At 57.5% G+C, this 12655-nt stretch carries 11 protein-coding genes; 5 read left to right on the top strand and 6 right to left on the bottom strand.

What is annotated here, in order from left to right:
* Nucleotides 1–294: 294 nt before the first annotated feature.
* The 6 genes from AC2FIC_RS17095 to AC2FIC_RS17070 all read right to left on the bottom strand — a co-directional run bounded on the left by AC2FIC_RS17095 (nt 295) and on the right by AC2FIC_RS17070 (nt 8986).
* Nucleotides 295–759, bottom strand: coding sequence for a hypothetical protein (locus tag AC2FIC_RS17095; protein WP_496692826.1), 465 nt, complete (start codon nt 757–759; stop codon nt 295–297).
* A gap of 131 nt (nt 760–890) precedes the next feature.
* Nucleotides 891–1961 carry a polyprenyl synthetase family protein gene (locus AC2FIC_RS17090; RefSeq protein ID WP_221929491.1) on the bottom strand — a complete coding sequence of 357 codons (1071 nt, stop codon included), beginning with the start codon at nt 1959–1961 and terminating at the stop codon, nt 891–893.
* 3 nt (nt 1962–1964) lie between these two features.
* Nucleotides 1965–4013 (bottom strand): hydroxysqualene dehydroxylase, encoded by a 2049-nt coding sequence (locus AC2FIC_RS17085; protein ID WP_496692825.1) that lies wholly within the window; start codon nt 4011–4013, stop codon nt 1965–1967.
* Nucleotides 4006–4833 (bottom strand): DUF3237 domain-containing protein, encoded by an 828-nt coding sequence (locus AC2FIC_RS17080; protein WP_496692824.1) that lies wholly within the window; start codon nt 4831–4833, stop codon nt 4006–4008. Before AC2FIC_RS17080 ends, AC2FIC_RS17085 begins: the two co-directional genes overlap by 8 nt.
* A gap of 14 nt (nt 4834–4847) precedes the next feature.
* Nucleotides 4848–5729 carry an encapsulin gene (locus tag AC2FIC_RS17075; protein WP_271951782.1) on the bottom strand — a complete coding sequence of 294 codons (882 nt, stop codon included), beginning with the start codon at nt 5727–5729 and terminating at the stop codon, nt 4848–4850.
* A gap of 53 nt (nt 5730–5782) precedes the next feature.
* The gene (locus AC2FIC_RS17070; protein WP_496692823.1) at nt 5783–8986 is read right to left on the bottom strand and encodes an adenylate/guanylate cyclase domain-containing protein; all 3204 of its coding nucleotides are present in this window, start codon (nt 8984–8986) and stop codon (nt 5783–5785) included.
* Between the two features lie 448 nt (nt 8987–9434).
* On the opposite strand from AC2FIC_RS17070, the gene AC2FIC_RS17065 reads away from it, so the two are divergent.
* The 5 genes from AC2FIC_RS17065 to AC2FIC_RS17045 are packed head-to-tail and all read left to right on the top strand — an operon-like array spanning nt 9435 to nt 12401.
* Entirely contained in the window at nt 9435–9869 is a 435-nt protein-coding gene (locus AC2FIC_RS17065; RefSeq protein WP_496692822.1) for a hypothetical protein, read from the top strand.
* A complete protein-coding gene (locus AC2FIC_RS17060) occupies nt 9866–10531 on the top strand; it encodes a MotA/TolQ/ExbB proton channel family protein (RefSeq protein ID WP_496692821.1) in 666 nt (221 codons plus the stop codon). The genes AC2FIC_RS17065 and AC2FIC_RS17060 overlap by 4 nt, the downstream gene beginning before the upstream one ends.
* A complete protein-coding gene (locus tag AC2FIC_RS17055) occupies nt 10524–10889 on the top strand; it encodes a biopolymer transporter ExbD (RefSeq protein ID WP_496692820.1) in 366 nt (121 codons plus the stop codon). The genes AC2FIC_RS17060 and AC2FIC_RS17055 overlap by 8 nt, the downstream gene beginning before the upstream one ends.
* 4 nt (nt 10890–10893) lie before the next feature.
* Nucleotides 10894–11271: an ExbD/TolR family protein gene (locus AC2FIC_RS17050; protein WP_271951792.1), complete on the top strand. Its 378-nt coding sequence runs from the start codon at nt 10894–10896 to the stop codon at nt 11269–11271.
* Nucleotides 11268–12401, top strand: coding sequence for an energy transducer TonB family protein (locus tag AC2FIC_RS17045; protein WP_496692819.1), 1134 nt, complete (start codon nt 11268–11270; stop codon nt 12399–12401). The genes AC2FIC_RS17050 and AC2FIC_RS17045 overlap by 4 nt, the downstream gene beginning before the upstream one ends.
* Nucleotides 12402–12655: the final 254 nt, after the last annotated feature.

Below are 12655 nucleotides of genomic sequence, written 5' to 3'. Positions count from 1 at the left end.
GCCCGGTAATCTTTTAGTCGATTTTTGTGCCAAGGCGACCCATCTCACCCGATTTAAAAAGCTGTTTGTTCTTGCTCTGCGTTCACGTTGGCTGTGGCACCTAACAGCCCAATGGCAGGAATAGTTAAGCTATCTATGAGGCGCATGTTTAGCCTCGCCCGGTGCCAGCTTCATATGAGGCAGATGATTACAAATCGAAATATTTTTCGAAGCTATTTTTCTGCATATGTGCAATCGAAATAGAAAACTCCGACCACGGGCAATACTGCACCGTACCTTCGGGGCAGGATCACTTTAGTCAGCCACAACCTCAAAGGTGACAACGATGGCGGTGTTTTCAGTGCCTCGGGAGTATACGCGCCCCTGATATTGGCCGGGTTCTGCCAGATCATGAATGGTGAGGCTTACGGCAACGTCGACGGCCTGTCCCGGGGGAATACGGACTGCGGAAGGTTGGATGCTCATCTTGTCGGTTGGCAACACGTTGCCGTCGCGGCTGATCATGTCGCCCGGTTCGAACTGCAAGTCGACAACGTCTGCTCCGGCAGGTGCAGCAAAGGACAAGAGAATGGTTCCTGTCTCACCGGGCCTGCAGGGCTTGCGGCAGTGAAAGGGTCCGTCCAGCTGTTGTGTGGTGCTGTTTTCCGCATTCAGAATGCCCCGTGCGATCTGAGATATCGGAAGTGTATCCTGCTCCGGAACGGCCTTGGTGGCCGTGCGGAGAGCGCTGACAAATGGTTTTCGCTCGAAATAAGGCATAGCTTAATGTGCACAGCCTACAGCGTTTAGTAAATGACAAACTTGAAAGGAATGCGTATTGGATTCGGTGGTGGATTCACGGAATTTCGAAATTTAAGATATTGAATATCTACAAAAAAATAGGGCGAGTGTTAGACTTGGCGCGCCACCAGATAATCCATGAACTGACCAAGAAACGCGCGCGGCGCCGCGTTGGTATTTGCAAATACAACATCGAATTCTCGACGAGCCGCCGCAAGCAGGTCATTTGCTGCGGCCTGAGCATATTCAATGCAAGAATAGTGGTTCATCCGCGCCAATACCCATTCGACCTCTTGCTCCGAACGGGCCGTTCTTGGCTTTTCTAGAAACTCTGACAGTCGTGACTGTTCCTGCCGATCCGCCTGCGCCCCAAGACGTCCCAGCATCAGCGTGCGTTTGCCTTCGTAGATATCCCCACCGATCTCTTTGCCGTATTTACCCTGGCTTCCCACAAGATTCAGAACGTCATCCTGGATCTGAAAGGCGGCCCCCAGAAAAAAGCCGAATGCGTTGAAGTCATCCAGATTCAGCGCTCCGGAGGCGACATCGTCCGGGCGCGCGATCAGGGCACCTATACGCATCGGGTGAATGAAGCTGTACCAGCAGGTTTTCTTCAGACACATGGTCAGGTAGTCGGACGGGCTAAGGTCAAGGCGATTGTCTTTTATCCATCCCAATTCAAGAGCTTGGCCCTCGATCGACTCTTTCAGCAGGTGATCAAACTCGTCCACCACGCGCGCGCCGGTCATCGGGCCCAGAGGGCCGAGGTTCTGGCGCAGCAGGCTCAGCGCCAGAGATTGCATGCCGTCGCCGATATTGATCGCCAAAGGCACACCAAGACGTTTGTGCATACATTCCCGACCCCTTCGGAAATCGCTGAGGTCTTCGATATCGTCATGAACCAGAAATGCATTGTGCAGCAATTCGATGACCGCAGCAGCAATTTCGGCATCCTCGGCCTTTCCGCCGAATGCTTCACACGTGGCCAGAAGAAGGGCAGGTCTAAGCCCTTTGCCCGAGGTTTCGATATAGTCTCGCATAGGCCCATAGAGATAGGCTTGCGGCTCACCCGTTGGCATTTTGTCCAACAGTACCTTGCGCGCCTGATCGCCATAACGCGTCAGTTGCTCAAGGAAACCTTGCGTGGCCGCGGATGCCGGCTGCGCCTTGGGAACAGTCACCTGTCAGCCCTTCTGTGTAATGATGACTTTGCGACCGGACGTGTCGGTTGGCGGTGAGGTCGCCTCAACAATGCCGATCGCCAGATCTTCGGCAAAGTCCGCGCCGGGGATCGGTGTGTCCCGGCCCGGCAGATGCGCGGCCATCAGATTATAGAGCTCTGGAGGTGCCGCGACCATGCGCAACGCGTCCGAGATCGCAGGGTCTTCGACAATTCCGCCGGGCTTGGAGTATTCGGCCGTCAGCGGACCAATCGCGGCCAGCGGTCCTTGCCCACCACGTTTGGTGCCGGTGGCGTCTTGTCCCATGCGCAAAGCGGCCTCGACAGCGATGGCAAAGCGTTCATCCCAGGGCTCACCCGCCTGATACCGGGCATAGTCATAGGCCCGCAGGGGTTGCAGGATGTCGGGCTCATGCAGATCCCAGATTTCACAGGGCTGCGCCTCAGAACCACTGCGCCGCAGGATGGCATTGACGGCTCTTCGGGCAGCCTCATTTGCGCCTTCCATGGTGGCGAGGTCGGTGTTGGTCCGGACGTAGTCGGACGCAAGCATAAAGTTCGGAATCAGCGTCGCCGCTTCGGGCCGCAGCCGCCAGCTGTTAATGCGGTTTACCAACAGCGGTTCGACATTGCTTTCTCGGGCAGGATGATCTGGGTCCTCGACGATGTCGGGATCCAGGAACCAATAGTGCAGTTCTTCATCCCTGAGGACGATGTTGCCATCAACGTTCAGGCTGCGTTTGAGCTGTTCCCAGACTTCTTTGGCGATTTCTTCACGAGAGCTGTCGCGCGCGGTTTTTCCGTTTGTGCCCGGCTTGTCCCATTCGGAAATATCGACCGAGAGCAATCCCTTGGTCTTACCGTCGGCCCAGTTTTCAAAATCTATCTGGGACCAGAATTGTTTTTGCGAAACAGCCGTCAGCGCCCAAGGGCTGTCGATAAAGATCACATGGCCATGGGCCAGTTCAACATCCTTGGTCAGGTAAAACTGTATGCCATTCATCCACTGCACGTCTTCGGCAAGCAATGGCAGCTTGGCCAGACCCGGATCTACCTTTGTCATAGCCGGCGTCACCAAAGGTGCAATGCGTTCAACGGGCAGGGCGCTGATGAACCAGTCGCCGGTGACCTGCTTTTGCGTGCCGTCCTGTTCAACAGTGGCGCTGACAATTCGGCCGTTTCGGCATTCAATCCCGGTCACCTTGGAATCGAAATGGTACACCACACCCCGGCTTTTCAGATATTCCAGCCAAGGCTGAATCCAGACCAGATTGGTCGGCCCGTTCAGCAGCCTGTTGCTGGTTGCCTCGGGTGTTGCGATCCCAAGCTGCAGTTGAATGGCGACATCGCCAACGGTCTTGGTGCTTGCGGTTGTCGCTTTGGCTGCCACCAGTGACCGGGTCAGGCCGATTGCCAGAAACTTCTGATAGGCCTCGGACCGCTCCGCGGCGCCGATGAATTCCCACCAGCCGATACGTTCATACTCATCGAACCGGCGCTCTTTGCACGAGGTCGCAATGCGCCACATGCAACCAAGGAAATGTTCGATATCCTCAAAGTCGATTTCGTTGCGCGGCGAGATTGTATAGGCAAAGGTCTTGAGCGCATTGGCGACCTCTTTTAGCGATTGTGGAAACCGCTCGGGTACGATGATACCGGGGTGGTCGAACTGGCTGACCAATACCTGGGTTGTCGGAACCAGATTGTCGTAGCAGGTGCCCTTGTCATAATAGGGCGTGCGCGACATCGTATTGGTGATGTGCCGGTAGAAGTTGGGGAAGAACCGGAACCCATGTTCACCGGGCAACCAGGGGCGTTTGACACCGGGTGGCAGGTCATAGCCGTGCATCCCGATCCAGTCTTTCAGCGCTCTGATATGTTCCTCTTTCGAACCGTGATCGTCTTCACCTTCAAGCACGGGAATGCTGCGTGCCTTGCCGCCGGCGATAAGCTGACGCTCATACACTTCGACTTCGAAACCCCGTTCGATCAGCTCATGCGCGGCGCTCATCCCGCCGACGCCTCCGCCTAATATGACCACCTTTTCAGCCATCGGATGTTCCTTTCGCGGAATAGACGTCAAATCGCAGGGTGATGTCGGACAGGCTGGCCTCTCCGATTCCGAAACCCTGCAGACGGTTGATCCACATATAACGCGGATTCGAGGTCAGATACCGGGGTGCCAGCCGAACCGGGGCACTGGGTGGCAGCTTGCCCTTGGCAAGGGCGGCATAGCCATCCGTACCGAAATCGCAGATCCCGGTATCGTCGAACATGACCGGGGCACCGCCGGTTGTCGGATTGATCAGCGCCTTGGCATGCAGAATACCCACGCCATCAGGGCGCACGCGCATCCAGTCTCCGCCCACGGGCTCGATCGTTCCGTTCAGGTTCGGGCCGGTCACGGTACCGCCTTCTTTGATCGCAAAATGCAGCCATATGCCATCGGGAGTTTCACCCGATGGGTTGAAGTTGCCCGAAAACGGCACCTCAAAATGGGCGATATGATCCAGCACCGGACTGGATGTCTCGTGTTTTGGCGCGCGATCTTCTGGTTTCGGCGCGACCGCGTTTCCGGGGTCATAATCGCGCCCGCCCGAGGTCAGAACCGGCCGCCAGGTCATCTGTTTTCCCACAGCGGGAACGGGCAGGGCCGCTGCAAATTGTTGCAACCCCGTTTGTGGATCCTGACCCAGTGGCCACCCACGGACAGCCCGTTCAGGTCCGCCGCCTTCGCGATAGAACAGGCGCAGCGTGTCATGCGGAGATATCGCAGGCCCGGCCTCAACCAGAACCCGCTGTACCCCGGTGGCTGCTTGAAAGGCGGCCTCGGACCAGCGCAGGGTGACCCCGCCGTCGCTGAATTCCCGCATACCCATCGCGCCGGTCAGCACGTGATGGTCGAGATAGCCTGAGCTTCTTTGATCCTAAGGCGGAATTTCTGCTGAACGCGGAAGATATGATCGCCATCTGCCGAGGTCTGCAGATATTTGACAGCAATGTCAGAAGGCACAACAATCTCAACCGGTGCGCCCTGCAAAGACACCAGCACGGCCTTGTTCACCGGAAATGCGCCAGACCGCAGCAGCGGCCCGTCCAGAAATGGCAGAATGCTGTCGCGGGGCAGGACCATCGAGTTTTCCATCGGTGTCGTGACCGCCTGGAACAGGCCGTTACCCATCACACAGGCATAGGGTCCAAGATGACCCAGGGATTCCAGTTGACTGATACCCGCAACCACGGCCTCGAATACCTCGGGGCCGGTAGGCTTTTTCTTGGAACCGCTGGAAATGGGTTGTGCCTCCCCCGCTTCCAGCAGGCCTTCGTATTTTCCACCACCGCTTACGGTATAAACTGGGGGCAGCGTGACGGGTGCGCCGGGCGCGGGTTGGGGGCCTTCACCGGTGCCGGCCTGACCGTTGAAAATGATCTCATCCTCGACCCGTGCGACAATGGCAGCCGCCCGGCGGAACATGATCAGCGCGGCGGCCAGTTCAGGATCTGCAAGCTGTGCGCCTTTGACATGGACGTTCACGGACACTGTCGACAGCCGCGTCGTATCAAAATCATTCACGCCAAAGCGCATCTTTGGACCGGTCGCTTCGGGAACCAGTTCAAGCTTGTTCAGAGGAACCGATTGGGTATCAGCCGGTAGCGGGCCGTAGAGCGGCAGAAAACTGGCAGCAATACGCGCGCGCAACGCTTCATCGTGGACGGCCTTGTTCACAGCGTCCCACTGCTGCTGGTCCAATTCAAGTGCTTCGGTCATCGTCTCCCCCTTCTGGATGGCACTGCGCGGTTAAATCTGGCAGCTATCTAATTTCATAACGTTTTAGCAAATTTGTTCAGGCAATCCAGAGCGCGTTTCTCTTGAACAACTGCCCCGATGTCACGTGCAAGCTGCAGGGCTTGATTTGCCTCGGTGACAGCTTGGTCAAGGTCGCCACGGGCGGCCAATGCTTTGGCGCGCACACGGTGATATTCTGGCTTGTTCAGCATCTCTCCACGCTCCCACCCGGGCGTGCAAACATGTTCAAGCCGGTTCAGGGCATCCTCGATATGACCCTGATCGATCAACAGCTCGGACAGGACAATCTGGTTTTGCGGGAAGGTAAAGTTGCCGCCAGCCTGGGACACAAGGTCCATATAGGTCCCGACACGAGCAGCCCCCCCGATCACGTCACCTTTGCCCGCCTGAGCCAGACCCAGATAGATATCCTGCATTGCGTGAAGATACAGGAACCCTTCTTCGTCCGCGATCCGACGCGCTTCGTTCATCGTATCGTCCAGCAAGTCCCATTCGCCCGCATACGGAAGGAACATCGACGACGCGCCCATAATGTAGACAAGGTTGGGGGCGTGTTCGAACGGCTTGCTGATTTCGATCGACTTCAGGCGGGCCTCTTCGGCCTCGTCGAATTTGCCAAGCTGCCACAGAAGACAGCCCTGAATGGCAAAGAACGACGCGCTGGTCGAGGACTGGGTCATCGGCATCATGGCCATGTCAAGCTCGGGCGTGATCAGGGCAAGGCCCCGTTCAAGCTGTCTTTCGCAATCGGCAAACTCACCGCGGAAATAATGAGTATAGCTGAGCGCCCGAGCAGCAAGGACGTTTGTAACCGGATCCGGTGCAAGGCTGGCCATGCCGTCAAGAGCCTGCGCCATCTCAAGTGCGCGGTTCATCTGGCCCGACACAAAGAAATGCGTCCATCGGCAGAAGGTTGCGGCAAACAGGGTTTCGCCCGCACCCAGCGCCTGTGCAAGATGCATCGCACGGGCTGCGGTCTGCCCAACCTGTGTGGATGACCAACCGTGTATCGCCATGAACGCAGGCAATACATTCATCTGAACGCCAAGCTCTACCCCATCTCGTTCGGGACCGCCGGGCATCGTTTCGATATTGCGCAATGCGGCCTGAAAAGCGGCAATCGCCGGTAGGTTCGCAAGGCGGCTGAGGGCCTGTTCACCCGCCAGAACCCAGTGGGTAACAGCCTCGCCCTTAAGACCGCCTAGATCGCAGTGATGCGCCACGGTATCCGGTGTAGGGTTACCAAAAGCCTTGTGACCGGCCAGCAATTCTTTGGCGATTTTCAGGTGAATCTGTTCCCGGTCTTCAAGTAAAAGCGACTGGTACGCTGTGTCCTGCACCAGCGCATGGTGGAACGTGTAAGTCGGCGCCCCGGCTTCGCTGGTGATGGATACCAGACCTGCACCGATCAGTTGGATCAATGCCGATTCCACATCCGTGTCCTTGGGTGCTACCGCATGGATCATCGCCGACGTGAAGCTGCGGCCAATCACGGATCCCAACTGCGCTACAGGTCGCGCATTTTCCATCCGGTCCAGCCGCGACATCAGCGAGTCATGAAGAGTTGCGGGGATACTGAGGGTTCCCATTACCCCGGCGTCGATGGGCACGTCCTGCGGCAGCTGATCCAGAACCGCCTTGGTCATTTCCTCGATATAAAGCGGCACACCATCGGCTTTTTCGACAATCTGTCTGACCAAAGTGACCGGCAGGCTGCGCGGTACGGCAACACGGCGCACCAGTTCAGACGCTTCGAGAACCGAAAGAGGTGTCAATTCGACGATTGACGCGCGGCCTTCAAAATGTTCCGGAGGCTCGTATTCAGGGCGGTGCGTCAGAACCACAAGGATGGGCAACTGGTCCAAGGCGTCGATCAGCGCGTCCAAGGCATCCAGCGTGGTTGCGTCCGCCCAGTGCACATCTTCGAATACCAACAGCAATGACCCGCGTTCATCGCAGATGCTCCCGGCACAGCGGATCAGCAAGTCCAAAGATTTGCGGGCTTTCTTGATCGGATCGGGTTCGACCGGAGCGTCAGTTTCAAACCCGGCCAAATCCAATAGCAGCGCAGCATCTTCTTCGGTCAAACGAGAGGCGTTTTCCGCGTATTTCCTGATCGACTCGGTTACCTTGTCGGTATCAGTCTCATCCCCTGCAAACCGCCGAAGCTCGGCACGCAGCGGGTGCAGGGGCAAACTGGCAAGATGCGGGACACATTGCAGGGTCATAGGCCTTTGTCCCAGCGTTTTGCTGAGGGAATTGATCAGGCGCGATTTCCCGATACCGGCCGGGCCACCAACCAGCGCAACCTGACCCGATCCGCGCAGCACATGATCCCAAAGCCCTGTCAGGCCGGTCAGGTCGTCTTCGCGGGCAACCAATTTGACCGTGGACTTGCCGGTGCGCGCGTCGAACCGGCTGGCGGCGATCTTTTCGTCAATAACGCGGAAGACCGAGCGCTCACCATCAAATCCCTTCAATTCGTGATTGCCGCGCGGTTCAAAGTTAAAGGCCCCTTTTGTCAGGCGCCATGTCTCGGACGAGACGACAACTTCACCGGGATTGGCCAATCCCTGAAGGCGTGAGGCAAGGTTGGCCGTTTCGCCAACAATGAAATCCTGTGTTCCCAGGCTGGCAGAGGAAACAACCCCGACAACGACAACTCCGGTTGCGATTCCCGCGCGCAGGTCCAGGTTTTCACCGAACTTGTTTTCCAGATTCTGAACCGCTTCGATGGTTTCCAAAACCGCACGCACCGCGCGCTCGGTATCATCTTCAGTGGCTTTCGGATATCCGAAATACATCATGATGCCATCGCCCTGCTTATAAGCCAGGTGGCATCCGTGTTGTTTCATCGTGCCGATGGCGGTGTCCAGATACAGATTCATGATCTGCATCAACTCTTCCGGATCATGCCGCTGTGCTAATTGTGTGGACCCGACCAGATCGCAGAATACAAGCGTCAGCTGTCGCCGTTCGGCCACACGGGACATTGCGGGTTTGTCGGACGCTTCCTGAAGCTTGAGTTCTGCCTGTGTTTGCCGAAAACGTTTCCTTTGACCGACCGTCAAACCCAGATCTCGAAGTTCCGGATCTGTCAATTCGTCCAATATTACGTCGTCTATCCCTTCTTCGAGAAACCGCGCGCTGAAGTCATGTAGATCGGCGTTTTGCAGAATAGTTGAAAGGCGTGTGGATTTCCCGATGACAGTCGTCATTGATCAGCGCTTGCCCCCTGGTACTTCTTCGGCACATCGTTGCATGCCTCATTCGCGTCAATATCGCGCCGAATCCAAAAGATTGACGTGGTATCAGACCAATTTGGTAACAAGTGTGGCAGATGTCGGGCCGAATTGCTATGATATTGCGGTCAAGCCTCCCAAATGAATGGTTTTGTTGTCAAATCGGAACCAGCCCGGTGTGGTCGCACCACTCAGAGGCAATTTCGGTCGGTCCGAGGTTGATTGGCACCAGGTACAAGGCCTCAGGGGTTCAGGTTAATCCGGCCGGAAACCAGTGGCCTGACCGGATGGCCGTAAATATGCCGGTTGGTCACAAATGCGTCGCGAGCCCTTTCGCGGGCCATAGCTCTTGGATAAAAGAATAACGCGCCAGCACCGAAACGCCGGCCTTCGATGTCTTCATTGAATTACCGGGAGAATACCTGTGACGTCTTTCCGCCTGGCGAAACTCGCGATCCTTTGTCTTGGCATTCCAACCATGTCCCCTGCGCAATCCGCCGAGGACCCAAGCGCTGGGCTGTTGATGGAACTGAACAATCTGCAACAGGTCGAAGGCAACTGCCGACTGTCATTTCTGTTGCAAAATCAGACCGGTGCCGAGATTGAGGCCGCCAATTTTGAAACCGTTATCTTTAACGCGGAGGGCAATGTTGTCAGCCTGTCGCTGTATAATTTCCGCGATATTCCTGCGGGACGTCTGCGGGTGCGGCAGTTCAGCATCGCGGACATGATCTGCGGCGATGTTGGCCGGATTCTGATCAACGGATCCAATACATGTACGGTCGAAGGCGCCGAAAGCGATCTTTGCGACGAAGCCCTTACGCTAAACAACCGAACAGATGTGGAGTTTCTCAGATGAGCCCGCTTGATGCTTTGCGTGAAATTGTTGCCCTTGGCGGGCCGGTGGTTGCGGTCCTGATCGCCATGTCGATCGTGACGCTGGCCGTCACGCTGTACAAGCTTTGGCAATTCACGGTTTCCGGTGTCGGTCGGCACAAGATCCTGTCCCAGGCGCTTGCGGCCTGGGATGCCGGTGACACGCAGGCCGCAAGGGCCAAGCTGGCGGAAAGCCGCAGCTATCTTGCGCCGCTGGTCAACTCTGCCATGGATGCGCCCATCGTGCCGGGGCTGGACCAAAGGCTGGATGCCGAGGCCGGGTTGGCCCTGGCGGGCCTTGAGCGCGGCTTTCGTCTGTTGGACACCGTGGCACAGCTGGCACCGCTGCTGGGCCTGTTCGGCACCGTACTTGGCATGATCGAAGCGTTCCAGAGCCTGCAGACTGCCGGATCATCCGTTGATCCCTCGCTGCTTGCGGGCGGTATCTGGGTAGCGCTGGTCACCACAGCGGTTGGTCTGGCCGTGGCGATGCCGACCTCGATGGTTCTGTCCTGGTTCGAAAGTCGCACTGCGCGCGAACGGGTTTTTGCCGACAAGGCCTTGAGGACCGTTCTTGTTCCGGGGCGGGGATCGTCAGACTCTGCCCAGGTGGCCGCTGTCCCAACGACAGCAGATCATGCGTAATTCTGCACCATTTGTGCGACGGCCAATGTCGATGACGCCGCTCATCGACATCATATTTCTCTTGTTGCTCTTTTTCATGCTGACCTCGACATTCTCGAAATATGCCGAGATCGAATTAAGCAGCGCCACCGATGGCGCCTCTGTCGACGAAGTTACGGGTCAGCGGGTGTTTCTGCAGCTGGGATCAGAGCGCCTGATCCTGAACGGCGTTCCGGTCACATTGGACGAGGTGGTCGAGCAGGTGAACACAGGGCAGGTCCTGGTCAGCCTTGACCCCGATACAACCTCACAAAGGCTGGTCAATCTGCTGGTGCGGCTGCGTGGCCGTGACGGGTTGAGCGTTCTGGTGCTGGAGTGAGGCGATGATCCGCAATATTCGACCCCGCCGCAAACGCGATTCGACCATTGCTTTGATCAATGTCGTGTTTCTGATGCTGATCTTCTTTTTGATCACCGGAACGATAGCGCCGCCGCTGGATCCGGATCTGCAACTTGTGGATACCTCGGAACTGGAGGGTAGTGAGCCCCCCGACGCGTTGGTTCTGCACAAGAACGGATTGCTCAGCTTTCGGGGCCAGCCGATGACTCCCGAAGCCTATATGACCGGCCGCGACCCCGCGCCGGTGCGGATCGTGCCCGACCGGGATGCACCCGGCCACCGGCTGATCGAGGTGACAGGTACTCTGCGGCGGTTGGGGGCGACGTCGGTCTTTGTCGTGACCGAAAAGGCGCTGGAATGATCAGACGCTCGGTTGTCATTGCGATTATTGCGGTGCTGGTGTCGCTGTTGATTCACTTAGGCGGGTTGAGCGTGACGGCGCCCCATCTGACGGAAACCGCAGAACCCGCAGGCCCGGCCGATGCCATCGCGCTGGGCAATGAGTTCGAAGAGATTGCCGATGTCGTTGCGGACCCGGTTGAGCCCGAGCCCGCCCCCGAATCCGAACCGGAACCGGAAGAGCCACTGGAGCCCGAACCGGCACCCGAACCCGAAGAAGTGCCGGTCAGCGAAGCATTGGTCGCCTCTGATAACCCTCAGCAGGTCCCTTCACCCGATCTGGGCAAGTCCGAAATCGTGCGCCCGGTGGTGACGGAAACGGTTGAGCCGTCGGAAACCACGTCTGAGACACCTTCGGACGCAAATGAAGCCGCCAGCCAGGACGAAGATTCCACGCCTCAGGCCGAACCCAGTGAGCAGGCCGAAACACCCGAAGGAGTGCCCGAGGCCAGCCCGGTGCAAGCCGAAGAACAGGCAGCGGTTGACCCGGCCCCGGCCGAAGTTCCCACGCCCGAGCCATCGCCGGTTCCCGACATACCGCTGATAGCTGACATTCCCGACGTCGACATCCCACTTGTCGAGCCCGAACCCGAACCTGAGGCGGAGGAAGAGACAGAGACGGCACTGACCTCTTCGGTGCGTCCGAAGCTACCGGATCAACGGCCTAGTTCCAAACCGCAGGGCGTCTTGCCGGGCTCCAACGATTTCAGTGATCTGCGGTTCCCTGAGAAAGAGGTCGAATCCCCGCTGTCGCAGTACAAACGCGCGGGAATTGACCCGTTCACACGCGGCAACACCAGTGCCGGTTCAGGGGGAAGGGGGCCAGGCAATTCCACCAAAACCAATTATGCTGGCCGTGTGCTCATGCATCTGAACCGGGCGCCTTTGGTCTATGTTTCGGCGCGCGGTTTCGCTCAGGTCTTTTTTCAGATCAACCCGGATGGAACCTTGGCCTTTGTCGATGTGGTCGACAGCTCTGGATCCCCCGAAGTCGACCGTGCTGCCAAGGCGCAGGTTCGCGCGGCGTCGCCTTTCCCGTTGCCCCCTGGCGGTGTCAGCCGCAGCCTGTCATTTTTCTATAGCAGCAACTAGCATATGGTGCCGTAGCAGGATCGCATCCGACCCGAGGCGCGGCTGGGCATTATGCCGTCTGAATGGGCGTGCTCTTGGACGAGGCAATACCCGGAACGCGGAATCTCAGATTGCGACTCACCTGAAATTGGGCTGCAGTCACAACAGGGCTAGGGACCGAGAATCCCTGAATCATGCGACCTGTCAATAATTCCCGGTTTAAAGAGGTGGTCTGGCTTTTTTGCGTTCAAATTTTTGTAACGTTTCCAATGGGC

This window comes from Ruegeria sp. CDSC079, assembly GCF_059610505.1.
The sequence above is the reverse complement of the archived record's forward strand: the minus strand, read 5'-3'. Positions and strand labels throughout refer to the sequence as shown.